The 23,987-nt window shown below is 75.0% G+C and carries 23 protein-coding genes and 1 pseudogene; 14 read left to right on the forward strand and 10 right to left on the reverse strand.

The annotated features are described in order from the left end of the window. Nucleotides 1-33 precede the first annotated feature (33 nt). The 3 genes from KPF22_RS11820 to KPF22_RS11830 are packed head-to-tail and all read right to left on the reverse strand — an operon-like array spanning nt 34 to nt 3,087. Nucleotides 34-1,005: a TAXI family TRAP transporter solute-binding subunit gene (locus tag KPF22_RS11820; RefSeq protein ID WP_224402061.1), complete on the reverse strand. Its 972-nt coding sequence runs from the start codon at nt 1,003-1,005 to the stop codon at nt 34-36. Continuing rightward, complete coding sequence (locus KPF22_RS11825) at nt 1,002-2,426, reverse strand: HAMP domain-containing sensor histidine kinase (RefSeq protein WP_224402062.1); 1,425 nt, start codon at nt 2,424-2,426, stop codon at nt 1,002-1,004. Before KPF22_RS11825 ends, KPF22_RS11820 begins: the two co-directional genes overlap by 4 nt. 4 nt (nt 2,427-2,430) lie before the next feature. Next, the gene (locus KPF22_RS11830) at nt 2,431-3,087 is read right to left on the reverse strand and encodes a response regulator transcription factor (RefSeq protein WP_208821864.1); all 657 of its coding nucleotides are present in this window, start codon (nt 3,085-3,087) and stop codon (nt 2,431-2,433) included. 158 nt (nt 3,088-3,245) lie between these two features. On the opposite strand from KPF22_RS11830, the gene KPF22_RS11835 reads away from it, so the two are divergent. From KPF22_RS11835 to KPF22_RS11845, 3 genes are read left to right on the forward strand one after another with little or no spacing between them, the layout of a single operon-like run. Further along, nucleotides 3,246-5,051 carry an NAD(P)/FAD-dependent oxidoreductase gene (locus tag KPF22_RS11835; protein ID WP_208821867.1) on the forward strand — a complete coding sequence of 602 codons (1,806 nt, stop codon included), beginning with the start codon at nt 3,246-3,248 and terminating at the stop codon, nt 5,049-5,051. A 54-nt stretch (nt 5,052-5,105) separates the two neighbouring features. Beyond that, the gene (locus tag KPF22_RS11840; RefSeq protein WP_224402063.1) at nt 5,106-5,984 is read left to right on the forward strand and encodes a hypothetical protein; all 879 of its coding nucleotides are present in this window, start codon (nt 5,106-5,108) and stop codon (nt 5,982-5,984) included. Next, on the forward strand, nt 5,981-7,024 hold the full coding sequence (locus tag KPF22_RS11845) for an LLM class flavin-dependent oxidoreductase (RefSeq protein ID WP_224402064.1): 1,044 nt from the start codon (nt 5,981-5,983) through the stop codon (nt 7,022-7,024). Before KPF22_RS11840 ends, KPF22_RS11845 begins: the two co-directional genes overlap by 4 nt. Here KPF22_RS11845 and KPF22_RS11850 read toward each other — a convergent pair whose 3' ends face one another. From KPF22_RS11850 to KPF22_RS11860, 3 genes are read right to left on the reverse strand one after another with little or no spacing between them, the layout of a single operon-like run. After that, nucleotides 7,025-8,530 carry a tripartite tricarboxylate transporter permease gene (locus KPF22_RS11850; protein ID WP_224402065.1) on the reverse strand — a complete coding sequence of 502 codons (1,506 nt, stop codon included), beginning with the start codon at nt 8,528-8,530 and terminating at the stop codon, nt 7,025-7,027. A 2-nt stretch (nt 8,531-8,532) separates the two neighbouring features. Further along, a complete protein-coding gene (locus KPF22_RS11855) occupies nt 8,533-9,066 on the reverse strand; it encodes a tripartite tricarboxylate transporter TctB family protein (protein WP_208821874.1) in 534 nt (177 codons plus the stop codon). Further along, nucleotides 9,063-10,061 carry a tripartite tricarboxylate transporter substrate binding protein gene (locus KPF22_RS11860; protein WP_224402066.1) on the reverse strand — a complete coding sequence of 333 codons (999 nt, stop codon included), beginning with the start codon at nt 10,059-10,061 and terminating at the stop codon, nt 9,063-9,065. The genes KPF22_RS11855 and KPF22_RS11860 overlap by 4 nt, the downstream gene beginning before the upstream one ends. Nucleotides 10,062-10,212: 151 nt before the next feature. Between KPF22_RS11860 and KPF22_RS11865 the strand changes: the two genes are divergently transcribed. Both KPF22_RS11865 and KPF22_RS11870 read left to right on the forward strand, forming a co-directional pair. Continuing rightward, nucleotides 10,213-10,632 (forward strand): universal stress protein, encoded by a 420-nt coding sequence (locus tag KPF22_RS11865; protein ID WP_208821877.1) that lies wholly within the window; start codon nt 10,213-10,215, stop codon nt 10,630-10,632. 127 nt (nt 10,633-10,759) lie between these two features. Further along, nucleotides 10,760-11,251 (forward strand): Dps family protein, encoded by a 492-nt coding sequence (locus KPF22_RS11870; RefSeq protein ID WP_208821880.1) that lies wholly within the window; start codon nt 10,760-10,762, stop codon nt 11,249-11,251. A gap of 90 nt (nt 11,252-11,341) precedes the next feature. Here KPF22_RS11870 and KPF22_RS11875 read toward each other — a convergent pair whose 3' ends face one another. Then, nucleotides 11,342-11,836 (reverse strand): hypothetical protein, encoded by a 495-nt coding sequence (locus tag KPF22_RS11875; RefSeq protein WP_161152389.1) that lies wholly within the window; start codon nt 11,834-11,836, stop codon nt 11,342-11,344. A 57-nt stretch (nt 11,837-11,893) separates the two neighbouring features. Here KPF22_RS11875 and KPF22_RS33610 point away from each other — a divergent pair. The 7 genes and pseudogenes from KPF22_RS33610 to KPF22_RS11905 form a co-directional block, all read left to right on the forward strand. Beyond that, a pseudogene (locus KPF22_RS33610) lies at nt 11,894-12,445 on the forward strand (DUF1275 family protein); the annotation flags it as partial. A gap of 138 nt (nt 12,446-12,583) precedes the next feature. Beyond that, nucleotides 12,584-13,459 (forward strand): alpha/beta hydrolase, encoded by an 876-nt coding sequence (locus KPF22_RS33615; protein ID WP_374107487.1) that lies wholly within the window; start codon nt 12,584-12,586, stop codon nt 13,457-13,459. Nucleotides 13,460-13,636: 177 nt separating this feature from the next. Then, entirely contained in the window at nt 13,637-14,857 is a 1,221-nt protein-coding gene (locus KPF22_RS11885) for an MFS transporter (protein WP_224402068.1), read from the forward strand. Between the two features lie 199 nt (nt 14,858-15,056). After that, a complete protein-coding gene (locus KPF22_RS11890) occupies nt 15,057-15,449 on the forward strand; it encodes a transglycosylase family protein (RefSeq protein ID WP_224402069.1) in 393 nt (130 codons plus the stop codon). A gap of 17 nt (nt 15,450-15,466) precedes the next feature. Beyond that, on the forward strand, nt 15,467-15,895 hold the full coding sequence (locus KPF22_RS11895) for a pyridoxamine 5'-phosphate oxidase family protein (RefSeq protein ID WP_224402070.1): 429 nt from the start codon (nt 15,467-15,469) through the stop codon (nt 15,893-15,895). A gap of 75 nt (nt 15,896-15,970) precedes the next feature. Then, a complete protein-coding gene (locus tag KPF22_RS11900) occupies nt 15,971-17,200 on the forward strand; it encodes a DUF418 domain-containing protein (RefSeq protein WP_224402071.1) in 1,230 nt (409 codons plus the stop codon). Nucleotides 17,201-17,279: 79 nt separating this feature from the next. After that, on the forward strand, nt 17,280-18,299 hold the full coding sequence (locus KPF22_RS11905; RefSeq protein WP_224402072.1) for a hypothetical protein: 1,020 nt from the start codon (nt 17,280-17,282) through the stop codon (nt 18,297-18,299). 64 nt (nt 18,300-18,363) lie between these two features. Here the strand turns inward: KPF22_RS11905 and KPF22_RS11910 are convergent, their stop codons facing one another. After that, complete coding sequence (locus KPF22_RS11910; RefSeq protein ID WP_224402073.1) at nt 18,364-19,662, reverse strand: MFS transporter; 1,299 nt, start codon at nt 19,660-19,662, stop codon at nt 18,364-18,366. A 53-nt stretch (nt 19,663-19,715) separates the two neighbouring features. Between KPF22_RS11910 and KPF22_RS11915 the strand changes: the two genes are divergently transcribed. Together KPF22_RS11915 and KPF22_RS11920 are read left to right on the forward strand one after the other, a co-directional pair. After that, nucleotides 19,716-20,246: a GNAT family N-acetyltransferase gene (locus tag KPF22_RS11915; protein WP_100878103.1), complete on the forward strand. Its 531-nt coding sequence runs from the start codon at nt 19,716-19,718 to the stop codon at nt 20,244-20,246. A gap of 129 nt (nt 20,247-20,375) precedes the next feature. Next, a complete protein-coding gene (locus KPF22_RS11920) occupies nt 20,376-21,755 on the forward strand; it encodes an amino acid permease (RefSeq protein WP_224402074.1) in 1,380 nt (459 codons plus the stop codon). Here the strand turns inward: KPF22_RS11920 and KPF22_RS11925 are convergent. Together KPF22_RS11925 and KPF22_RS11930 are read right to left on the reverse strand one after the other, a co-directional pair. Next, entirely contained in the window at nt 21,724-21,942 is a 219-nt protein-coding gene (locus KPF22_RS11925) for a DUF2945 domain-containing protein (protein WP_062396049.1), read from the reverse strand. The two genes, KPF22_RS11920 and KPF22_RS11925, sit on opposite strands and share 32 nt — an antisense overlap. 50 nt (nt 21,943-21,992) lie before the next feature. Further along, nucleotides 21,993-23,975: a M13 family metallopeptidase gene (locus KPF22_RS11930; RefSeq protein ID WP_224402075.1), complete on the reverse strand. Its 1,983-nt coding sequence runs from the start codon at nt 23,973-23,975 to the stop codon at nt 21,993-21,995. Nucleotides 23,976-23,987 lie beyond the last annotated feature (12 nt).

Raw genomic sequence — 23,987 nt, forward strand, 5'->3', positions numbered from 1 at the left:
CGCCCGGCGGTTCTTAACCGGGTCTTGGGAGTCTCATCCGTGCAGCTCGCGGTACGCGGCCGCGGCCCCGGGGTGCAGCGGTACGTCGCCGGTGTCGACCAGCGCCGGCTGGTCGAGGTACTGGGTGCCCAGCGCCGAGGCGGGCACGAGGTCGGGGGCACGCTCGACGAGCAGGCGGGCCACGGCGCCGGCGTCGGCGTCCGGCAGCCGCGGCGCGGCGACCAGCAGGTTCGCCACCCCGACGGTGGCGACGGGGCCGGGCGCGCCGTACGCCCCGGCGGGGACGGCCGCCGCCGTGTAGGGGCCGGTGCCGAACCGGGCCCGCAGGGCGGGCAGGTGCTCGGCGAGGGGCAGCAGCCGGATCGCCCGGCGTGCCGCGAGCTCCCCGACGGCCGGGGTCGGCACCCCGCCGGACCAGAGGAAGCCGTCGATCCGGCCGTCGGCCAGCGACGCCGTCGCCGTCGCGAGGTCGAGCTCGCGGGCCCGGACCCGGGTGCCGGACACGGCGAGCAACCGGGCCCCGGTCAGGGCGGCGCCGGACCCGGGGGCGCCGAGCGACACCGGCCGGTCGGCGAGGTCGGCGAGCCGGGTGAAGGGCGTGTCGGCCCGCACCGCGAGCTGCAGGTAGTTCTCGTAGACGCGGCCGATCGCGCGCAGCTCCAGCGGCGCGGTGAACGGTGCGGCCCCGGCCCGCGCGGCCAGCACGAGGTCGGTCAGCGCGAGCCCGACGGCCGCCCCGCCGCGGGCGACGAGCACGGCGTTGTCCCGCGACCCGCCGGTGACGACCGGGCGCAGCGCCGGTCCGGCCGGGGCGGCGACCCCGGCGAGCAGCGCGGAGAACTCGGCGTAGAACCCACCCGGCTCGCCGGCGGCCAGCGGCAGCGCGGCGTCCGGGCCGGGGGAGCACGCGGCGAGCAGCCCGAGCAGCCCGAGCCCACCGAGGACCGCGCGCCGGGGGAGCCGGGTGGCCGCGTCCCCCGGGGAGGCCGCCCGCGGCCCGGTCACCGCGCCCGCCCCAGGACCAGGGTGGCCAGCAACCCGCCCCCCGCGGCGGGGCCCAGGTCGAGGCGCCCGCCGTGCGCCGCGGCGAGCCGGTCGGCGATCGCCAGCCCCAGCCCGGAGCTGCCCCCGGCGCCGGGGGAGGCTCCCTGCCAGAACCGCTCCCGGGCCCGGCCGAGGTCGGTCCCGGCGATGCCGGGGCCGTCGTCGGCGACCGAGACCGTGACCCCGTCCGGGCCGCCCGCCCAGCGCACCCGCACCGTCGTGCCCGCCGGGGTGTGCCGGACCGCGTTGTCCAGCAGCACGTCCAGCACCTGTTCGAGGTCGGTGTCCGGCCAGTCGACGTCGACCGCGTCGTCGACCGCGTCGTCGGGCCCCCCGTCGAGGCGGCCGGCGCGTCCGTCGAGCACGACCCCGGCGGCGTCGGCGGCCGGGCGCCACGCGTCGACCCGGCCGGCGGCGACCAGCCCGGCGTCGCACCGGGCCGGGTCCGCGGCACCGGCCGCGACCGCCGAGGCCGTCGCCTCCGCGGAGGCCAGCCCGAGCATGCCGTCGAGCAGCCGTTCCAGCCGGTCGACCTCGCCGAGCGTCGAGTCGTAGGCGGCGCGCCCGCCCGGCCCGACGTGCGGGTCCAGGCCGTCCGCGCGCAGCCGCAGCGCCGCGAGCGGGTTGCGGATCTGGTGCGAGGCGTCGGCGACCAGCCGCCGCTGCTCCTCCGCACCGGCCCGCACCGACGCCGACATCCGGTTGAACGACTCGGCGAGCGCACGCAGCTCCACCGGCCCGTCGGACACCGTGATCTGCTCCCCGGCCCGGCCCTGCGCGACGGCCCCGACCCCGCGGGCCAGCGCCCCGACCGGGCGCAGCACCCAGCGGGCGAGCAGCAGCGCGATCGCGGCGAACACCGCCGCGGCGGCCAGCGCCCCGGCCAGCACGAGCACCCACGTCACGGTAACGTCGGACGCGGCCCGCGACGGGTCGGCGCGCAGCAGCACGGCGCCGTCGGCCCTGGTGCCGGTGCCGACCGGCTGCCACAGCAGCACCGGGTCCCGGTCGAACGGGGTGAGCCGGGCGGGCGCGTCGGCGGGCTGGTTGCGCAGTGCCGCGTCGAGCGCCGCGGGCACACCGGGGTCGCCGGGTCCCAGACCGGCGGACACCACGGTGCGGCGCTGCGCGTCGACGACGAGCACCCCCTCGCCGTACAGCTCGGCGTGCCGGCGGGCGCCGCGGTCCAGGTCGTCGCGCACCGTGTCGTCGCCCCCGGCCACCAGCGCGGCGAGCGCGACGAAGCGGTCCAGGTCGTCGGACCGGGTCAGCGTCCACACCTGGGCCCGCGCGGTGGCGCGCTGGTCGAGCAGGGGGGCGACGAACGCGGCCACGGTCAGCAGGGAGAACAGCGACAGCACCAGCAGCAGGCGGCGGCGCACGCCGTCACCGGCCCAGCCGGAAGCCGAACCCGCGCACCGTCGCGAGCAGCCCGGGCCGGTCGAGCTTGGCGCGCAGCGCGGCGACGTGCACGTCCAGCGACCGGGACGCGGCCATGCTCCCGTCGCCCCACACCTCCTCGAGCACCTGGCGGCGGCTCACCGCGACCCCGGGGCGGCGGGCCAGCGCGGCCAGGACCGCGAACTCCGTCGCGGTCAGCGCCGTCTCGGTGCCGCCGACGGTGACCCGCCGCGCGTCGAGGTCGACGCGCACGTCGTCCGCCTCGACCACCCCGGGGGCCGCCGTCCCGGCCGGGACCCGGCGGGCGACGGCGTCGATCCGGGCCAGCAGCTCGCGCAACCGCACCGGCTTGACCAGGTAGTCGTCGGCGCCCAGGTGCAGGCCGCGGACGACGTCGTGCTCGGCCGAGCGCGCCGTCAGGACGATCACCGGCACCGCCGAGGTCCGGCGCAGGCGGTGCAGCAGGCCCAGGCCGTCGCCGTCGGGCAGGCCCAGGTCGAGCAGCACCAGCTCGGCCTCGCCCAGCAGCTCGGCGGCCTCGGCCGCGGTGGCCGCGTGCAGCACGCCGTGCCCGCGGGCCCGCACGGCGTCGACCACCGCGCCGGCCACGCCCGCGTCGTCCTCGACCACCAGCACCCGCACAGGGCACGAGCTTGCCGCACCGCGCGGCGGTTGCAACCTCCCCGCAACCGGTGTCGTGGATCACGCGTGTGGTGTTCACTCGGCTCCGTTGCCCCGACGACCGCGGCAGGACGGCGAGCGCCGCCCCGGTCGTGGCGAACCGCTCGCAGGAGGTGCCCGTGACCACCACGCAGGAGAAGACGGCGGCACGCACGACCGCGGAGGGCTGGCTCACCGCCTTCGCCGACGCCCTGTCCGCCCGTGACATCGACCGCGCCGTCGCGCTGTTCGCCGACGAGAGCTACTGGCGCGACCTGGTCGCGTTCACCTGGAACCTGAAGACCGTCGAGCACCACGACGGCGTCCGCGACCTGCTGACCCACACCCTGGACGCGACCGACCCGTCGCACTGGGAACTGTCGAAGGAGCCGACCGAGGCCGGTGGTGTCACCGACGGGTGGTTCACCTTCGAGACCGCCGTCGGGCGCGGCTCCGGGCACGTCCGCATCGTCGACGGGAAGGCGTGGACCTTCCTCACCACCCTCGACGAGCTCAAGGGGCACGAGGAGCCCCGCGGGGAGAACCGGCCGTTCGGCACCGAGCACGGCGCCAACCCGGACCGGGTCACGTGGAAGGAGCGCCGCGAGGCCGAGCTGGCCGAGCTGGGTCGCACCCGCGACCCCGAGGTCGTGATCATCGGCGGCGGCCAGGGCGGTATCGCGCTGGGCGCCCGGCTGCGCCAGCTCGGCGTCGACACGATCATCGTCGAGCGCAACGAGCGGCCCGGCGACTCGTGGCGCAAGCGCTACAAGAGCCTCGCCCTGCACGACCCGGTCTGGTACGACCACCTGCCGTACCTGAAGTTCCCGGACAACTGGCCGGTGTTCGCGCCGAAGGACAAGATCGGCGACTGGCTGGAGTTCTACACGCGGATCATGGAGCTGAACTACTGGGGCTCCACCACCGCGCGCAGCGCCGAGTTCGACGAGGCGTCCGGCCGATGGAGCGTCGTCGTCGACAAGGCGGGCGAGCAGATCACCCTGCGCCCGCGTCAGCTGGTGATCGCGCTCGGCGTCTCCGGCAAGCCGAACATCCCCGACTTCCCGGGCAGGGAGCAGTTCCGGGGCGAGGTGCAGCACTCGTCGCAGCACCCCGGCCCGGACGCCTACCGGGGCAAGAAGGTCGTGGTCATCGGGTCGAACAACTCCGCGTTCGACATCTGCGGGTCGCTGTGGGAGGTCGGCGCCGACGTCACCATGGTGCAGCGCTCGTCCACCCACATCATCAAGTCCGACACGCTGATGGAGTACGGCCTCGGGGACCTCTACTCCGAGCGCGCGGTCAAGGCGGGCGTCGACACCCACACCGCCGACATGATCTTCGCGTCGCTGCCGTACCGGATCATGCACACCTTCCAGAAGCCCGCCTACGACAAGGCCCGCGAGGTCGACGCGGACTACTACCGGCGGCTGGAGGAGGCCGGGTTCGAGCTGGACTTCGGCGACGACGACTCCGGCCTGTTCATGAAGTACCTGCGCCGGGGCTCGGGCTACTACATCGACGTCGGTGCCGCCGAGCTCGTCGCCGACGGCAAGGTGAAGCTGGTCCGCGGGCAGATGCAGGAGTTCACCGAGAAGGGTGTGCGGCTCGCCGACGGCACCGAGCTCGACGCCGACCTCGTCGTGTTCGCGACCGGCTACCGGTCGATGAACGGCCTCGCCGCCGACATCGTCGGCCAGGACGTCGCGGACAAGGTGGGCAAGGTGTGGGGCCTCGGCTCGGACACGACCAAGGACCCCGGTCCCTGGGAGGGCGAGCAGCGCAACATGTGGAAGCCCACCCAGCAGCAGAACCTGTGGTTCCACGGCGGCAACCTGCACCAGAGCCGGTTCTACTCGCTGTACCTGGCGTTGCAGCTCAAGGCGCGTGAGGCGGGCATCGACACCCCCGTCTACGCGCTGCAGGAGCGCCACCACCTCTCCTGACCGCCGAGCGGGAGAGACCTGTCGGGACGGTCACCGCCGCACTACGGTGCGGTGGTGACCGTCCCCGACATCGCGGTGCAGACCGCGCGGGCGCTCTGGGCCGAGCTCGAACCGGTCCACGACGTCGTGTACTTCGCCCCCGAGGCGCGGGCCGCCGCTGAGGCGGCCGGGTTCCGCGGGTTCTGGCGCGGCTACTTCGCGATGCGCGCCGCCCCGCTGGGGCCGGTGGGCGCGGCTCCGGTGACGGCCGCGTTCCACGGCTTCCACCCGTCGATGGTCGCCCGTGCGCTGCCCGGGGTCTGGTCGCTCGGGACCCCCGACGGGGCGCTCGCGGCCCGGCTCGCCGGTTCCGCCGCCGCGCTGCGCCGGTCCGGGCTCGACGGCGCCGACCCGGCCGCGCTGCACCGGGCCGCGGAGCTCGCCTGGGCCGCCGCCGGGGAGATCGACGCCGACGGCCGCGTCCTCGCCGCCGCGAACGCCGCGCTGCCCCGCCCCGACGGCGACCTCGAGGCCCTCTGGCAGGCGTCGACGACGCTGCGCGAGCACCGCGGGGACGGTCACGTCGCGGTCCTGGTGGCGCGGGGTGTCGGCCCGGTCGCCGCGCACCACCTCAAGATCGCCGCCGGGGAGACCGACGGCGAGTGGCTGCGCACCGCCCGCGGCTTCGGCCCGGACGCCTGGGCGGCCGGCGCGGAGGACCTGCGTGCCCGCGGCTGGGTCGACGCCACCGGCGCGCTCACCGCCGCCGGCGCCGACGAGCACGACGAGATCGAACGGCTGACCGACCGGGCCGCCGCCCGCCCGTGGGCCGCACTCGGACCGGAACGCACCGCCGAGCTCGCCGCGCTGCTGGCGCCGATGGCCACGACGGTGCTCGCCGCCGGGGACGTGCCCGTACACGGACCGGTCGGGCTCGTCCGGGACGGCCGATGAGGACCGCCACGACGGTCGAGGCCTCCGGCGGTGACTGGCGCGAGACCGTCGAGTTCGTCGTCGAGGCCGAGAGGCTGGGCCTCGACGACTGCTGGGTCGCCGAGGCGTGGGGGTCCGACGCGCCGTCCGCGCTGGGCTACCTCGCCGCGAGAACCGAACGCATCCGGCTCGGTTCCGGGGTGATCCAGGTCGGCACCCGCTCGCCGGTCGCGATCGCCCAGGCCGCGCTGACCCTGCACGACATGTCGGAAGGCCGGTTCCTGCTCGGGCTCGGCCCGTCCGGCCCCCAGGTGATCGAGGGACTGCACGGGGTGCCGTTCGCCCGCCCGCTCACCCGGCTGCGCGAGACGATCGAGGTGGTCCGGGCCGCCTGCGCGGGGGAGCGCATCGCCTACGACGGCGAGACCGTCGCGATCCCGCTGCCCGGCGGTGAGGGCCGCCCGATGCGGCTGTCGACCACGCCGGTGCCGGACCTGCCGGTGTTCGTCGCAGCGCTGTCGCCGCGGATGCTGGAGCTCACCGGACGGGTCGCCGACGGCTGGCTGGGCACGAGCTTCGTCCCGGAGGGCGCCGACGCCTACCTCGCCCATCTCGACACCGGTCTGCGCGCCGCCGGGCGGGACCGGTCCGCGATCGAGGTCTGCCAGGGCGCCGAGGTCGCCTTCGCCGCCGACGAGGCCGACCAGGCGGCGATGGTCGACGCCCGCCGCCCCGGCATCGCGTTCAGCCTCGGCGGGATGGGCACCGCGCAGCGGAACTTCTACTTCGACGCCTACCGCCGCCAGGGCTGGGGTGAGCGGGCCGACGCCGTCCGCGCCGCCTGGCAGGGCGGGGACCGGGCCGGCGCCGCGGCCCTGGTCACCGAGGAGATGGTGCTGGGGACGACGCTGGTCGGCACCGAGGAACGGGTTGCCGCGCGGTTGCGGGACTGGGCCGCCGCCGGCGTCGGCACCGTCCGGCTCTACCCCGCGGGGGAGACCCTCGACGAGCGCCTCACCACCCTGGCGCGGGCCGTCGAGCTGGCCCGCGCCGCGGGGTGATCACACGTCGGCGGCGCGCTTCTCGGCGAACCGGCGCCACGCCGTCCAGACCAGGCCGGCGAGGAGCAGCAGGTACAGCACCACGGTGATCGGGCTCGACACCAGCACCGCCGGGTCGTTGTCGGAGTTGCCCATCGCGTCGCGCAGCGAGTACTCCGCCAGCGGCCCGAGGATCACCGCGATCAGCACCGGCGCGACGGGGATGTCGTAGAGCCGCATCGCCAGCCCGAGCACGCCCACCACCAGCATGATCACCAGGTCGACCTGGCTCGCCCCGGAGGCGTACACGCCGAACGCGGCGAACACCGCGATGCCCGCGTACAGGTAGGACTTCGGGACCCGCAGCAGCTGCGCCCACAGCGGCGCGAACGGAAGGTTGAGGATCAGCAGCACGATCATCGCCAGGAAGAACCCGGCGAGCAGCGCCCACACGATGTCCCCGGAGCGCTCCAGCAGCAGCGGGCCCGGCTGCAGGCCGTACTGCTGGAACGCGGCGAACAGGATCGCCGCCGTCGCGGAGGTGGGCAGGCCCAGCGCGAGCAGCGCGCCCATCGCGGTGCCCGCGGTGGCGTTGCCCGCGGCCTCCGGAGCCGCGACGCCCTCGATGGCGCCCTTCCCGAAGGTCGGCTCGGCCTTGCGCCGGTCGAGCCTGCGCTCGGTCCCGTAGGCCAGGAACGTCGGTACCTCGGCGCCACCGGCCGGGATGACACCGAACGGGACGCCGATCGCGGTGCCGCGCAGCCACGCGGGCAGCGCCTGGCGGAACTCGGCCTTCGACAGCCACCATCGGCCGGTCGGCATGACGGCCCTGGTCTCCTCGGCCCGGCCGACCTTCGCGGCCTGGCTGAACACCTCGCCCAGCGCCAGCAGCGACACCGTGATCACGACGATGGAGACGCCGTCGAGCAGCGGGGAGAACCCGAAGGAGAACCGCGGGGTGCCGGTCGGCTGGTCGATCCCGACCAGGGCGAGGGTGAGTCCGATCGCGAGCGCGGCGACGCCGCGGATCGCCGAGTCGGCGACGACGGCGGAGATCGCGACGAAGGCGAACACGGCGAGGGCGAGGAACTCGGCGGGGCCGAAGCCGGTGGCGAGCCGGGCGAGGGTCGGGGCGAAGAACACGACGAGCGCCGAGGCGACCATGCCGCCGATGAACGCGCCGATCGCGCCGGTGGCCAGCGCCTGGGCCGCCTTGCCGCGCAGGGCCATCCGGTGGCCCTCGAAGGTGCTGGCGATGGCGGTGGAGTTGCCGGGGGTGTTCATGAGGAACCCGGCGATGGAGTCGCCGAACAGGCCACCGAAGTAGATGCCGGTGAACATGATCAGCGCGCTGGTCGGTTCGAGGACGAAGGTCAGCGGCAGCAGCAGCGCCACGGCCATCGCCGAGCCCAGCCCCGGCAGGACCCCGACCGCGGTGCCCATCAGCGCACCGAGGAACACGAACAGCAGTGCGGACGGGCTGAGGATGTCGGCGAAGCCGCCGAGCAGGTCGGTCAGCTGTTCCACGGTCAGAACCCTCCGACGAAGCCGGCGGGCAGCGAGATCCCGAGCAGCATGCTGAACACGACCTGGACCGCCGAGGACACGGCGAGCCCGCCGAGCGCCATCGCCGGCCAGCGCCGGTTGCCCAGGGCGGCGGCGACGGCGACGAACAGCCCGGTCGCGGACAGGATCCAACCCAGGTGGGGCAGGACGACGATGAACGCGGCCACGCCGCCGACCGCGGTCAGCACGGCCGGGGCGTTCACCCCGGTGTCGACCGGCGCGTCCCCGCCTGCGGCGCCGTCGCCGTCACCGGTGCCCGCCGCGGCCGGGGCCGGGGCGTCGAACTCCGGCCGTGGCCGCAGGATGTCGAACGCCAGCAGCGCGGCGACCACGTAGCACAGGATCGCGACGATCCACGGCATGGTGGTCGGGCCGAACAGGCCGCCGTCGCCGACGACCTGCATGGTCAGTGTGCCGTAGGTGAGGAAGACCCCCAGCGCTGCGAGGATCGCGGGCACGACGAGCGCGCCCCGGGACAGGTGTGCAGGACGGCTCATGCCAGCCCCAGCTCCTTCAGGAGGTCGTCGATGCGGGACTGCTCGGAGACCAGGTAGCGGTCGTAGTCCTCGCCGTAGGTCTCGCTGCGCACCCAGCGGTTGCGGGTCACGGCCTCGCCCCAGGACTCGGTCCCGACCATCTCGCGGGCGATCTGCTCCAGCTCCGCGCGGGCCTCGGGGCTGATCCCGGCGGGAGCGACGAGCCCGCGCCAGTTGACGAGGTCGACCTGGGGCATGCCCAGCTCGTCCATGGTCGGGGCGTCGACGCCCTGCAGCCGTTCGGGCGCGACGACCGCCAGCACCCGCAGCTGCCCGGACTCCACCAGGTCGCGGAAGTCGTTGTAGCCGGAGATCCCGACGCCGACGGTGCCGGCCGCGGTCGACAGCAGGCTCAGCGTGAGTTCGCCGCCGCCGGGGTGCGGGGTGTAGACCATCCGCTCGACGGGGATCCCGCGGGCCTGCGCGAGCTGGGCGGCGACCATGTGGTCGATGCCGCCCGCCGAGCCGCCGCCGACCGGCAGCGCGGCCGGGTTCGCGGCCCAGGCGGTGAGCATGTCGTCGAGCGTGCGGAACGGTGACTCGGCCGGGACGGCGACGACCTCGAAGTCCTCCGCGAGCCGGGCGATCGGCGTCGTGTCCTGCAGGCTGATCGCGCTGCCGGACTGACTGATCCCGCCGAGCATGACGGTGCCGGTGACCATCATGGTGGTCTCCTCGCCGGCGAGACCGGCGAGCTGGTTGAGGCCGATGGTCCCGGCGGCACCCGGGATGTTGACCACCTGCACGGTGTTGACGATGTTCCCGGTGCGCATGGCCTGCTGCGCCTCGCGGGCGACCAGGTCCCAGCCGCCACCGGCGGCCGCGGGGGCGATGAGGGTGAGGTTGGAGCGCGCCGCCTGTCCCTCCCCGGACCGGGCGGCGTCGGCGAAGGCGGTCACCGCGAGTGCGGTGACGAGGACGATTCCCAGGGCTGCGATGACCTGCCGTCGTGGCATGGGGGCAGACGTTGGCACACGTCCGCTCCGTCCTCCACTGTCCGGATCGGAAACTCTACGACCTCTGTGACCAGAACGAACTTTTCTCCGGTATGTCCGTTCGGCGTGGTTAGTCTCCGTCCCGTCCGCGAAACGCCTGATGGGGAGCGACATGACGATCTGCGTGGCCTACGGCCCGACGCCCGAGGGCGACGCCGCCCTGGACCTGGCGGTCCGCGAGTCCCGGCTGCGGGGCGCCCCGCTGACGGTGCTGGCCACCGGCCGCCAGGAGCTGTTCGACGCCGACGGCACCGGGACCCACGACCACGTCTCGCTCGAGGTGGCCATCGGGTCGCGGCTGGCCGGGCTGCGCGCCGAGGGCGACCCGACCACCGCCGTGCGCGTCGTCGACGACGGCGGCGACCCCGCCGAGGCGATCCTCGACCTGGCCGCGCAGGAGGACGCGCAGCTGCTCGTGGTCGGGGTGAGGCGGCGCAGCCCGGTCGGCAAGCTGCTCACCGGCAGCACCGCGCAGCGGATCATCCTGGACTCCCCGATCCCGGTCCTCGTGACCCACGCGGCGCGCTCGTAGGCTCGACTCTCCCCAGGTCAGGCGTGCCTCACCGGGTGTCGGACGGATCACGAACGGGTGTGGGTGCCCCGAGGGCGGGGCACTCCCGGTGCGTCCCGAACCGACATCGGAAGGAGCGGTGAGCACCATGGCCACCCCGATCACGAGCCCGCTCGACAGCGGCGCCACCGACATCACCGGCCGCGTGCTGCAGGAGACCCTGGTCGACCTCGTCGACCTGTCCCTGGTCGCCAAGCAGGCGCACTGGAACCTCGTCGGTCGTCAGTTCCGCGACATCCACCTGCACCTCGACGAGCTCGTCGACCTGGCCCGCGAGCACGGCGACGCCGTCGCCGAGCGGGCCGCCGCGATCGGTGTCGCTCCCGACGGCCGCGCGCGGACCGTCGGCCGCGACACCGGGCTGCCCGAATACCCGGCGGGCTACGTGTCCGACGAGGACACCGTGCTCACGATCTCGGCGACCGTCGACGCCGCCGTCGACCGGCTGCGTCCGCGCATCGAGCAGGCCGGCAAGGCCGACCCGCTCACCGAGGACCTGCTCATCGAGCTGGGCCGCGCGCTGGAGGAGGCCCGCTGGATGTGGCAGGCACAGGCCGCCGGCTACCGCGGCGAGGTCTGAGCAGCACCCGCACGACCACCGGCCCCGGGCGTCCCCACCACGACGTCCGGGGCCGTGGTGTGTCCGGGGCCGTGGAGTCCGGGGTCCGGCTCAGCGCACCGCCGTGGCGGCCGCGGTGACCGTGGCCCGCCAGATCGCCATCGCCGCCCAGAGCACGAACACCCCGACCGGCAGGGGCAGGGCGTCGGGAAGGTCCGCACCGTAGGACGGCCGTAGTCCGCCGGTCCGCCACACCCGCCCTGCCTCGTTGACGGCGTCGGCCGTGGTGAGCAGGGCGAAGCGGCGCCCGATCCCCGAACCGGTGAGCCGGTAGGTCAGGTCGCCGAGCTCGACGGTCCACCGCGGGCGGGAGAGCGGCCCGTCCGGGTGGTCGACCGATCGCTGGATGTGCGCCCGGATGTCGCCCTCCAGCGCGAACCGGGCGATCCCCTCCGACCGCAGCGCGTAGGGGTGTCCGTCGATGACGAGGTCCCGGTGGGAGTGCCAGGCCCGCGCGCTCCACCCGGTGACGGCCCGGCCGTCGGCGGTGACCTCGTAGCGCACACGGAGCAGGCCCGCCGGGGTGGAGGTCGCACGCAGCTGCACCCGCCCAGCGTGCCACCGGCGCCACCGCCGCGGGAGGATCACGCGGTGAACCGTGCGGTGGTCCTCGCATTGCTGGCCGCGTGCGCCGGGGTGGTGGACGTCTGGGCCGTGGTCGCACTGGGCGGCGCGTTCGCCGGCGTCGTCACCGGCAACCTCGTGACGGCCGGGCACGCCCTCGCCGTCGCCGAGCCGGCCCGGCTGCTGCCGCCTGCGGTCGCGGTGGCCGGGTTCGTCGTCGGCGTCGCGCTGTGGTCGCTGCTGCGACGCCGGTGGCCGACGGCGGTGTCGGTCCCGCTCGTCGCCGAGCTGGTGGTGCTCGTCGTGCTCGCGGTGGCCTGGCCGCTCGCCCCGGGCGCGACGCTCCCGCTGCTCGCCGGCGCCGCACTGGCGATGGGCGGGCAGAGCAGCGTCGCGCAGCTGCTCGGACAGTCCACGACCTACATGACCGGCACGCTGACCGGCGCCGTGTCCGACCTGGCCACCGGCGACGGGCGGCGGTGGCCGGCGCTGCGCCAGCTCGCGGCGATCGTGCTCGGCGCCGTCGCCGGCGGGCTGGCGCTGGCGCACCTGCCGGCCGCCGTCCCGGCGCTGGCGGCACTGCTGGCCGCCGCCGCGGTCGTGGTCCGTGCCGTCGGGGACCGGCGGGTGCAGGATGATCAGGTGGGGCCCTCCGCCCCGCAGGACGACGACGTCGAAGGAGCACCGACCGTGCCGCTGCACCCGCAGGTGGAAGCCCTCCTGAACCTCATGGCCGAACAGGGCGGGGCGCCACCGGAGACCATGACCGTCGCGCAGAACCGCGCGATGATCCGGGAGATGGCCGCGGTGTCCGGTCTGCCCGAGCCGGTCGCGGCGGTCCGCGACGACCGCGCCGGCGACGTGCCGGTGCGCATCTACACGCCCGAGGGCACCGGCCCGTTCCCGGTCCTGGTCTTCTACCACGGCGGCGGCTGGGTGATCGGCGACCTCGACAGCCACGACCCGGTCTGCCGGTCGCTGGCCAACCGGTCCGGCGCCGTCGTCGTCGCGGTCGACTACCGGCTCGCCCCCGAGCACCCGTTCCCGGCCGCCGTCGAGGACGCCGTCGCCGCCCTGGAGTGGGTGCACGCCCACGCCGCGGAGTTCGACGGCGACCCGTCCCGCATCGCCGTCGGTGGCGACTCCGCGGGCGGGAACCTCTCGGCCGTCGTCGCCCAGCACGCCCGCGACCACGGCCCCGCCCTGCGGTTCCAGCTGCTGGTCTACCCGGCCGTCGACGCCGCCGACCAGAGCCCGTCGATGACCGAGAACGCCCAGGGCCCGCTGCTGACCGTCGCCTGGATGGAGTGGTTCATGGGCCACTACCTCACCGGCGACCAGGACGCCCTGGACCCGCGCATGTCCCCGGCCCGCACCACCGACCTGTCCGGGCTGCCGCCCGCGCTCGTCGTCACCGCCGAGTTCGACCCGCTCCGCGACCAGGGTGCCGCCTACGCCGCGGCGCTGAACGCCGCGGGCGTGAAGGCGGAGCTGCGCGAGTCGCCGGGCATGATCCACGGGTTCCTGCAGTTCGGTGCCGCGGTCGACGACAGCCGCGCCCTGCTCGACGAGGCGGGGGCCGCCCTGCGCGCCGCCCTGGCCTGACCCGCTGCGCCTGCACCCCGGGGTTGCCCCCAGGGGCACTTTCGTGGCTTAGAGGGCTACGAGGGTGCCCCTGGGAGCAGCCCGGGTGGGGGTGGCCGGCCACGCAGCGGCGTGGGAATGCCCGTCGCGGGCCGGTCGTTGCCGATGCTCAGAAGGCCGTCCGACCCGAGGAGCACCGTGCCCCGCCTGTCCCCGCCGGTGGCGTTCGCCGCCGTCGCAGCGACGTTCGTCTGGTTCCTCGCCGCGTCGTCCGCGCCGTCCCCGCTCTACGTCGTCTACCAGGAGCAGTTCGCCTTCACCGAGTTCACGCTGACCACGGTGTTCGCGGTCTACGTCCTCGCGCTGATCGCCGCCCTGCTCGTGGCCGGGTCGCTGTCCGACCACATCGGACGCAAGCCGGTGCTGCTCGGTGCGATCGCGCTGGAGGTCGTGTCCCTGGTGCTGTTCCTGCTGGCCGACGGCGTCGGCTGGCTGCTCGTCGCGCGCGTCGTCCAGGGCGTCGCGACCGGCGCGGCGACGGCGACGCTGCCCGCGACGCTGGTCGACCTCGCCGCCCGCGGTGACCGGCCGGACCGGGCGGGCGCGATCAACGGGACCGCTCCGCTCGCCGGGCTGGCGCTCGGTGCGCTCGGCTGCGGCCTGCTCGTCGAGTACGCGCCCGCCCCGACCCGCCTGGTCTGGGCGCTGCTGCTCGCCGGCCTGGTCCTGGCCGCCGTGCTGGTCACGCTGATCCCGGAGACGATCGACCGTCGGCCCGGGGCGCTCGCGTCGCTGCGCCCGCGGGTCGGGGTGCCGCCGCGGGTGCGGGCCGGCTTCGTCGCGATCGTGCCGATCCTGCTGGCCAGCTGGGCGCTCGGCGGGCTCTACCTGTCGCTCGGGGGCTCGGTCGTCGCGCAGGTCTTCGGGGTGCACGACCACCTGGTCGGCGGGCTCACCGTCGTCGCGCTCGTCGGGACCGGCGCGGTGACGGCGTTCGCGCTGCGCGGGCGGGTGCCGTCGACGCTGCTCGTCCCGGCGGCCGGGCTGCTGGCCGTCGGCACCGTCGTCACCCTGGCCGGGGTGTTCACCGGGCTGCTCGCGCTCGCCGCCGTCGGCGCGGTCGTCGCCGGGCTCAGGTTCGGTGCGGCCGCCTACGCCACGTTCGGGACGATGTCCTCGCTCGCGGCCCCGCACGAGCGCGGTGAGCTGTTCGCCGCCCTCTACACACTGGCCTACCTGGCGTTCTCGGTGCCGGCGATGGTCGCGGGCGTCGCCGCGACGCTGGGCGAGCTGCGCCCCACGGCGCTGGTGTACGGCGGCGTCGTCGCCCTGCTGGCCCTCGTCGCGGCCGTGCTGGGCCGCCGTGTGCCGGTTCCCGCGACCGGAGAACCGGTCCCCGCGCCGACCTGCGGAGCCTGATCGGCGGACGGCGCGAGCGGTATGCGTTACTCCGTCCGTCGGTGAACGCGGGCAGGCGACCACTCGTCGCGTACTCCGCGGTGGGCGGGTGTCACGGGTTGTGACCGATGGTCTCGGCGTGGTTACGGTGTCGGCCGCTCCGGGTCCTCCCCGCACTCCGGCCCGGGCGGCACCTGCTCCCCGAGGTAGAGGAACGACCATGGCTGGACGACACCGCAAACCCACCGAGACCGGCCGGAAGGTCGCCCGGATCAGCGCGTTCGCCGCGATGGCGGCCGCCCCGCTGGGCGTCGCCGGGACCGCCTCGGCGGCCGAGTCGACCTCGTCGGCCCCGTCGGTCGAGCGCTCGGCCACCTGGGAGAAGCTCGCGCACTGCGAGAGCACCGGCAACTGGGACGCCGACACCGGCAACGGCTTCAAGGGCGGCCTGCAGTTCACGCCGTCGACCTGGAAGGAGTTCGGCGGCCGTCAGTACGCGCCGAGCGCCGAGCAGGCCACCAAGGCCCAGCAGATCGAGATCGCGAAGAAGGTGCAGGACGAGCAGGGCTGGAAGGCCTGGCCCGCCTGCACCAAGAAGCTCGGCTGGCGCTGACGCGCCACACTGACGGCATGGATCTGGACGCGGTACGGCGGATCGTCGCCGAGGACTCCGGGCTGTGCACCGTGGCGGTCGTACGCGCCGACGGCCGCCCGCACACCTCGCTGGTCAACGCCGGTGTGCTCGACCACCCCGTCACCGGCGCCCCGGTGGCCGCCTACGTCACCTACGGCCCCGTCAAGCTGACGGCGTTGCGTGCGCGACCCGCGACGTCGCTGCACTGGCGGGCCGGGTGGCGCTGGGCGGCCGTCGAGGGCAGCTCCGAGATCATCGGGCCGGACGACCCGCGGGACGGCGTCGACGTGCCGCAGCTCCTCCGGGACGTGTTCGTGGCGTGCGGCGGGACCCACGACGACTGGGCCGAGTACGACCGGGTGATGGCCGAGCAGCGGCGGGCCGCGGTGCTCGTCGTGCCGGAGCGGGTGGTCGGGAACCACTGACCGGACGGCCCACTGCCCGATTTCCACTTGCCTGTCCGGTACATCACGCGGTGCGATGGTCCGCGTGAGGATGTCGTGACGGCCGCGCAACCGGGCCCGCAGCCGGTCGGCCCGCTCGGGACGGCGGAGCGCGCACCGGCGCCGGACCTCGCCCGCGGGGCGATGCTGTTGCTCATCGCGCTCGCGAACACGCCGTTCTACCTGTACGGACGGGCCCACTCCGAGGCCGGTTTCCACCCGGTCGACGGTTCGCCCGTCGACCGGGTCGTGCAGGCCGCGCTGATCATCGGCGTGGACATGCGGGTGTACCCGATGTTCGCGTTCCTGTTCGGCTACGGCCTCGCAGTGATCCGTCGGCGTCAGGCCGAGGCCGGGGCGCCGGACGCCCGGGCCTTCGCAGTGCTCCGCCGCCGCAACCTGTGGCTGATCGCGTTCGGTCTCGTGCACGCGCTGCTGCTGTGGGGCGGCGACGTCCTGGGCGCGTACGGCCTGTGCGGGCTGGTGCTGACCTGGCTGTTCCTGCGACGCTCCGACCGGACCCTGCTGGTGTGGTCGGCGCTGGGCACCGTCGTCCTCACGGCGTTCGCCGCGTTCTCGCTGTACGGGGCCTGGGCGGTCGTCGTCGGGGGAGTGCCGGTGCAGGCCGGCGGGCTCCCCGCCTTCGTGACCGCGAGCGCCTCGGCCACCGACCCGCTCACGGCGGCGCTGGACCGGATGCTGCTGTGGCCGTTCATCGTGCTCGGCCAGGGACTGTTCGGGCTCGCGGTACCGGTCGCGATGCTCCTCGGGGTCTGGGCCGCCCGGCGCAGGGTGCTGGAACGGCCGGCCGAGCACCGGCGGCTGCTGTGGCCGGTGGCCGTCGTGGGGGTCGCGGTCGGCTGGCTCGGCGGGCTGCCGCACGCGCTCGCCCACGTCGGCGTGCTGCCGGAGCTCGGCACGGTGGTCTGGGCGTTCACCGCCGTACAGATGGTCACCGGTCTGGCGTGCGGGATCGGCTACGTCGCGGTGTTCGGTCTGCTCGCCGCCAGGCTCGAGGGGCGGCCACCGGGGCGGGTCGGGTCGGCGGTGACCGCGCTGGGCAGGCGGTCGATGACCGGCTATCTGGGACAGTCCGTGCTGTGCGCGCCGGTCCTCGCGGCCTGGGGGCTCGGGGTGGGTGGGCTGCTGGGCAGCGCCGGGATGGCCGTCTACGCGGTCGGGGTGTGGGCGGTGACCGTCGTCGTCGCCGTCGGACTCGAACGGGCCGGCCGCACGGGCCCGGCCGAGCAGCTGCTGCGACGGTTGGTGTACCGGCCGGGCCGGTGACCCGGCGGTCGGGAGCGGCCGTCGGTGCCCGACCGCGGACCCGGCGGAACCGCCGCGGCGCGGGCCTCGTCCAAGCCGCATGACCACCTACGCCCACGACCCGGTCGCCTCGACGATCGTCGCCTGCTGGCCCACCGGCGACGGCGCCGTCGCCCACCGGGCCGCCCGCGTCCCGAAGTCCCTCGACCACTCCCTGGCCCGCCGCACCGCGAAGGCGCTGAGCGCCCTGTCGACGCACCTGTGGGCCACCTACGCCGACCAGGCCGCGCACGAGCTCGACCCGGAGGCGCTCGCCGCGGCGGTGCGGCACCCGAACCAGCCGGTCGGGGACCTGCTGCGCGTCATGGAGGACGGCTGTGCCGAGACCGCGCACCTGCTGGGCCGGATCGTGGCGCGGGCACCGGGGCGGGCGTTCCGCGAGGCCGTCGCCGCCGACGTCCGCGCCGAGACCGACGCCGTGCTCGACGCCGACGACGGCGTCCTCACCGGACGCTCCGCCCAGGCCGTCGTCCACCCCCGGTGCGACGCCCCGGCCGAGCAGCTCCTCGTCGCCCACTCGCTGCTGCACGACGACCCGTTCGGCCCGCCCGCGATCGCGACGTCGGTCGAGCCGAACGCGGCCGCCGTCGCGACCCTGCGCTGGCTGCGGGCCTCGGCCGCGCTCGTCGCGGAGCGGGTCGGGCACACGGTGCCCGACGTCGTCGCGCTCGCCGAGGCGATCGGGCACGAGGACCTCGCGGTGACCCGGCACGTGCTCTGCACCCTCGCCGGGACCGGTGAGGAGGAGGTGGTCCTCGACCTGCTCCAGGAGGCCGTCCTGGCCCGGCAGGGCTGGTTCGTCGTGTGCCCGGAGCCGGCGCCGGACCCCGAGCGGGGCCACCGGGCGGTCTCGACCGTGCTGGACCCGCTGGACCCGGCGTCGTGCCTGCTCGACGGCCTGGTCCGCGGGCTGCACGGCTGTTTCCGGGTGTGGCTCGACGACGTCGTGGCCCGGGAGACCCCCGGCACCGACCCGCGGCTGGTCGGGACCGCCCGGACCGCGGCGCTGCGCCTGCGCTACACCGACGAGGTGCGGCGCTCGGTCCGGGCGGGCCGCTGAGCGGCTCGGCCGGCGACGACCGGCCCGGCCGGCCACCGGGCGTCGCCGGGGCGCGGGTGGACGATCACGCCGTTCCGGGCCGGCGCCCCGCGAGCAGCTGCACCGCGGTCCCGGCGACCGGCAGCACCAGCAGCAGCGCGAGCGCCGCGGCGAGCCCGACGACGGCGGCGAACCCGCCGATCACCGCCGCCCCGATCCCGGCGCCGGTGAGGAAGCACAGTGTCGCCACCCCGATCGCGCCGCTGCGCCGGTCCTGCGACACCGCGGTGCCGACGGCGGCGATCATCGCGGGCTGGCCGGTGCCGAACGCCAGCGTCACCAGCATCGGCGCGAGCGCCAGCACCCACGGCAGGTGGCTCGCCACCCCGGCCACGGCCACGACCAGCCCGACGACGGTCGTCGCGCACGCGCACGTCAGGGTCTGCCGCGGCCCGATCCGGGCCTGCAGGAACGCCGACGCCGCCGGGCACACCAACGCCACCACCGCCGAGGGCACCAGCACCAGCCCGGTGGCCAGCGGGCTCCAGCCGCGCTCGGCGAGCTCCAGCGGGATGCCCAGCAGCAGGGCGAACCAGCTGGCGGGCACCGCCGAGGCGCACAGCGAGCTGCGCACCACCGTCGCGTTGCCGACCACCCCGCGCGGCAGGAACCCGTCGGGCCGGGCCCGCACCCACAGCGCCGTCACCGGGACACCGACCGCGAGCAGCACCCCACCGGCGACGGCCGCGACCGCACCCGCGCTGGGCGACTGCACCAGCAGCACCAGCCCGGTCACCGCCGTCGCGACGATCACCGCACCCACCAGGTCCACCCGGGCGCCGTCGCCGCGGACCACCGAGTGCCGCCACAGGTAGGGGACCGCGAGCAGCGCCAGCACGGGCAGCGCGACCGCGGCCCGCCAGCCGCCGACCGTCGTCAGCGCCCCGCCGATCAGCGGGCCGAGCGCGGACAGTGCGGCCGAGATCCCGGCCAGCCGCCCGAGCACGCCGCCGCGTCGTTCCGGCGGGGTCCTGGCGGCCAGCAGCGCCGAGGCGAGCACCGGGACCGACGCCGCGCCGAGCCCCTGCACGATCCGGGCGGCCATCAGCAGACCGAAGCTCGGCGCGGCCGCCGCGGCGAGCGCTCCCAGCCCGAGCAGGCCCACCCCGACACACAGCGGCACCCGGATGCCGACGGCGTCGGCGAGCCGTCCGTGCACCGGCGTCGCGACGGCCAGCGCGACCGCGTACCCGCTCACCATCCAGGTCGCGACCGCGGTGTCGACGCCGAGTCCGTCGGCGAGCAACGGCAACGCGACCGTCACCCCCGACGTCGAGGTGCCGGCGAGGCCGAAGAGCAGTCCGAGCACGATCGACAGGAGCACACGTCGATCCTCACCCCCGGACGCGACCGGTGCACCGTGATTCGCTGTGAACCGTGCCGAACCGACCCGTCATCCGCCCGGCGACCGCCGAGGACGCCGACGCCTGCGCCGCCGTCTACGCCCCCTACGTCCGGGACACCGCGATCAGCTTCGAGGCCGAGCCGCCGGGCCCGGTGGAGATGGCCGAGCGGATCGCCGCCGCCCGGGAACGGCACGCCTGGCTGGTCGCCGTCGGCCCCGGCGGTGAGGTGCTCGGCTACGCCTACGGCGGGCCCTGGAAGTCCCGCGAGGCCTACGCGTGGACCTGCGAGGTCTCGGTCTACCTGGCCCCGTCGGCGCAGGGGCGGGGGCTGGGCCGGGCGCTGTACGAGGCGCTGTTCGCCGAGCTGGTCGCGCGCGGCATGGTCGTCGCCGTGGCGGGGATGACCGTGCCGAACGAGGCGAGCGCCGCGCTGCACCGCGCCCTGGGGTTCAGCGAGGTCGGGACGTTCCGCGGTGTCGGTTGGAAGCACGGGGCCTGGCGCGACGTGACCTGGTTCCGGCGGGCGCTGGTCGAGGCGCCGCCGGACGGCCCCCGGGACTGACACCGCCGGACGCGTGCGAGGATCACCGCCCGTTGCGCCCCGCACCGTTCCGGCCCACCGGCCGGGACCGGCGCCGGCGCGCCCCGCCCGTGACCCGGGCCGGGGGAGCGGTACCGCACGGGGAGCAGCATGGACGGCCTGCGCCGTGAACTCGACGGACGCCAGATCGGCATGATCGCCGTGGGCGGCGCGATCGGCACCGGGCTGTTCCTCGGCTCCGGGCTCGCCATCTCCATCGCCGGGCCGGCGGTGATCGTCGCCTACGTCGTCGCCGCGGTCGTCGCACTGGTCCTGGCCTACGCGTTGGCCGAGATGGTGGTGCGCCACCCCGAGGCCGGGGGGTTCGGGCCCATCACCCAGCGCTACCTCGGGCACGGTGCCGGGTTCGTGCAGCGCTGGATGTACTGGGCCGCGCAGGTCGTGAACATCGGCAGCGAGGTCGTCGCAGCCGGGCTCTACCTGACGTTCTGGTATCCCGACCTGCCGCTGTGGATCCCGGTCGTCGGGTTCTCGGCGGTGATGCTCGCGGTCAACGCGGGCGCGGTCCGCTTCTTCGGCGAGACCGAGTACTGGTTCGCGATGATCAAGGTCGTGACGATCGTGGCGTTCATCGCCGTCGGCCTCGTCGCGATCGTGTTCGGTCTGCCCGGGCAGCAGCCCGTGGGCCTCGGCGCGCTCACCGCGCACGGCGGGTTCGCCCCGAACGGCCTCGGCGCGATCTGGCTCGCCCTGACCGTGGTGACCTTCTCGTTCCTCGGCACCGAGGCCGTCGCCGTCACCGCGGCCGAGTCCTCGGACCCGGTCCGCGACATTCCGCGCGCGGCCCGGCGCACCGTGGTGCGCCTCGCGGTCTTCTACGTCGGGGCGATGCTGGTGGTGGTGACCCTGCTGCCGTGGAACACCGTGACGACCGGCGACGACGTCACCGAGTCGCCGTTCGTCCGCCTGTTCGCACTGGCGGGGGTGCCCGCGGCGGCCACGGTGATGAACGTCGTGGTGCTGACCGCGGCGCTGTCGGCGATGAACACGAACCTCTACGTGACCGCGCGCATGACCTACTCGCTGGCCCGCGACGGCTACGCGCCCCGTTCACTCGCCCGGGTCAACCGGCACGGCGCCCCGCAGCGGGCGCTCGCGCTGTCCGCCGTCGGGCTGGCGCTCGCCTCGCTGGTCTCGGTGTTCGCCGAGGCCACCGCCTTCCCGCTGCTCGTCGGGCTGGCCCTGTTCGGGGCGCTGGTGACCTGGCTGCTGATCTTCGCCGCGCACCTGGCGTTCCGCCGGTCCGGCGCGGGGCAGGAGTCCCCGGTACGGCTGTGGGGCGCCCCGTACACGACCGTCGCGGCGATGCTGTTCGTCGCCGCGGTGCTGGCGACGACGCCGTTCACCACCCAGTTCGCGACGGCGGCGCAGGCGGGTGTGCCCTTCCTGGCCCTGCTCGTCGTGGTCTACCTGGTGGTGCGGCGCCGCCGCCGGCGGGTCACGCCTTCTTCAGCTCCGAGTGGAGCTTGAGGACGGTCTGGCCGTCCTCCTGCTCCAGCACGTAGGCCGGGTTGTCCTCGGTCCCGTTGCGGGACTGCTTCGACCCGTCGATGGTCTTCTCGATGCGGTCGGTGGAGTGGTCCACGACCTTGCCGGTCGGGGTGCCGTTGCCCCAGTTCCACGCGACCCACGTGCCCTTGGCGAACTTCTGCGTCATGGGACCGGATACCCCCGCGCCGGCCGGTCAACCCGGCACGGGGGAACGCCTCACCAGATCCGGACGCGCCGGTCCGGGTCGGTGTAGAGCCCGTCGTCCTCGGTCACCCCGAACGCCTCGTGGAACGTGTCGAGGTTCGTGACGACCGCGTTGCACCGCAGGTCCGGCGGCGAGTGCGGGTCGGTGGTGAGCCGCCGGATCGCCTCGGCGTCGCGGGTCACCGCCCGCCACACCTGCGCCCAGCCGAACAGCACCCGCTGCTCACCGGTCAGGCCGTCGATCACCGGCGGCTCGGAGCCCTCGTGCGCGATCCCGTAGGCCTTCAGCGAGATCGTCAGCCCACCCAGGTCGCCGATGTTCTCGCCGACCGTCAGCGAGCCGTTGACCTTGTGGTCGGGCAGGCCGGCCGGGGACAGGCCGTCGTACTGGTCGATCAGCATCTTCGCGCGGGACTCGAACTCGGTCCGGTCGGCGGCCTCCCACCAGTCGGTGAGGTTGCCGTCGCCGTCGTAGCGGGAGCCCTGGTCGTCGAAGCCGTGCCCGATCTCGTGGCCGATGACCGCGCCGATGCCGCCGTAGTTCGCGGCGTCGTCGGCGTCGGCGTCGAAGAACGGCGGCTGCAGGATCGCGGCCGGGAACACGATCTCGTTGAGCCGCGGGTGGTAGTAGGCGTTGACCGTCTGCGGGGTCATCAGCCACTCGCCGTGGTCGACGGGGCCGCCGAGCTTGGCGTACTCGAAGTCGTGACGCCACTCCGCGGCCCGGCCCGCGTTGCCGAGCAGGTCGGCCGGGTCGATCTGCAGCTCGGAGTAGTCCTTCCAGGCGTCCGGGTAGCCCACCTTCGGGGTGAACTTGCCGAGCTTGTCCAGCGCCCGCTCCCGGGTGGCCGGGCTCATCCAGTCCAGGGTGGAGATCGACCGCCGGTAGGCCTCGACGATGTTGTCGACCAGCTCGGTGATGCGCTCCTTGGCCCGCGGCGGGAAGTGCCGCTCGACGTAGATCTTCGCGACTGCCTCGCCGAGCGCGCCCTCCACCAGCGACACCCCGCGCTTCCACCGCTCGCGCAGCTCCGGGGTGCCGGACAGGGTGCGGCCGAAGAAGTCGAAGTCGGCCTCGACCAGGTCGGCGGACAGGAACTCCGCGCACGACCCGGCGACGGTCAGCGCCAGCCACGCCTGCCACTGCTCCAGCGGGCGCCCGGCCCACAGCTCACCGGCCGCGGTGACGAAGCTCGGCTGGCGGACGATGACCTCGTCGTAGGCGTGCGTGGGCACCCCCAGCGCGGACTCCCACTCGGCCCAGTCGAAGCCCGGGGCGGCGGCGCGGAGCTCGTCGCGGGTCATCAGGGTGTAGGTCTTCTCGGCGTCCCGGTTGAGGACCCGGTCCCACGACGCGTCGGCGAGCGCGGTCTCCAGGTCCATGACCTGCTCGGCGACGCGCTCCGGCTCGGCCAGCCCGACCAGCTCGGCGAGGCGCCGGAGGTGCTCGACGTACTTCGTGCGGATCTCCGGGTCGCCCTCGTCGCCGTAGTACGACTCGTCGGGCAGCCCCAGCCCGGCCTGGTTGAGGTTCACCAGGTAGCGGGAGGAGTCCTTGAGGTCGGTCGCGATGAACTCGCCGAACAGCGCGGCGCGGCCCTCGCGCTGGCGCCGGCCGAGCACGGTCGCGAGCGCGGCCCGGTCGGTGGCGGCGTAGATCTCGTCGAGCAGCGGGCGCAGCGGCGCGGTCCCGAGCTCCTCGGCCCGCTCGACGTCCATGAAGGACCGGTACAGGTCGCCGATCTTGCGGGCCTCGGTGCCGGGCTCCGACGACGAGGCGCACTCCTCGACGATCTCGTGCACCTGGTCCTCGGCCCGGTCGCGCAGGACGCGGAACGCGCCGTCCTGCGAGCGGTCGTCGGGGATCTCGTGGGTCGCCAGCCACCGGCCGTTCACGTGGGCGAACAGGTCGTCCTGGGGGCGGACGTCCGGGTCGACCCAGCTGAGGTCGAGACCGGACGGTCGCGAGTTCGGGGCGGACTCGGTGGTCGTCATGGGTCCATCCTG

The sequence above is a fragment of the Pseudonocardia sp. ICBG1034 genome (assembly GCF_020131375.1).
Classification (GTDB): Bacteria; Actinomycetota; Actinomycetes; order Mycobacteriales; family Pseudonocardiaceae; genus Pseudonocardia; species Pseudonocardia alni.

Excerpts from the sequence above, each read along its gene's own strand:
- KPF22_RS11865 (WP_208821877.1), top strand. The coding sequence starts at position 10,213 with ATGACGATCTGCGTGGCCTACGGCCCGACGCCCGAGGGCGACGCCGCC.
- KPF22_RS11860 (WP_224402066.1), bottom strand. The coding sequence starts at position 10,061 with ATGCCACGACGGCAGGTCATCGCAGCCCTGGGAATCGTCCTCGTCACC.
- KPF22_RS11920 (WP_224402074.1), top strand. The coding sequence starts at position 20,376 with ATGGACGGCCTGCGCCGTGAACTCGACGGACGCCAGATCGGCATGATC.
- KPF22_RS11925 (WP_062396049.1), bottom strand. The coding sequence starts at position 21,942 with ATGACGCAGAAGTTCGCCAAGGGCACGTGGGTCGCGTGGAACTGGGGC.
- KPF22_RS33615 (WP_374107487.1), top strand. The coding sequence starts at position 12,584 with ATGGCCGAACAGGGCGGGGCGCCACCGGAGACCATGACCGTCGCGCAG.
- KPF22_RS11890 (WP_224402069.1), top strand. The coding sequence starts at position 15,057 with ATGGCTGGACGACACCGCAAACCCACCGAGACCGGCCGGAAGGTCGCC.
- KPF22_RS11930 (WP_224402075.1), bottom strand. The coding sequence starts at position 23,975 with ATGACGACCACCGAGTCCGCCCCGAACTCGCGACCGTCCGGTCTCGAC.
- KPF22_RS11855 (WP_208821874.1), bottom strand. The coding sequence starts at position 9,066 with ATGAGCCGTCCTGCACACCTGTCCCGGGGCGCGCTCGTCGTGCCCGCG.
- KPF22_RS11845 (WP_224402064.1), top strand. The coding sequence starts at position 5,981 with ATGAGGACCGCCACGACGGTCGAGGCCTCCGGCGGTGACTGGCGCGAG.
- KPF22_RS11895 (WP_224402070.1), top strand. The coding sequence starts at position 15,467 with ATGGATCTGGACGCGGTACGGCGGATCGTCGCCGAGGACTCCGGGCTG.
- KPF22_RS11905 (WP_224402072.1), top strand. The coding sequence starts at position 17,280 with ATGACCACCTACGCCCACGACCCGGTCGCCTCGACGATCGTCGCCTGC.
- KPF22_RS11870 (WP_208821880.1), top strand. The coding sequence starts at position 10,760 with ATGGCCACCCCGATCACGAGCCCGCTCGACAGCGGCGCCACCGACATC.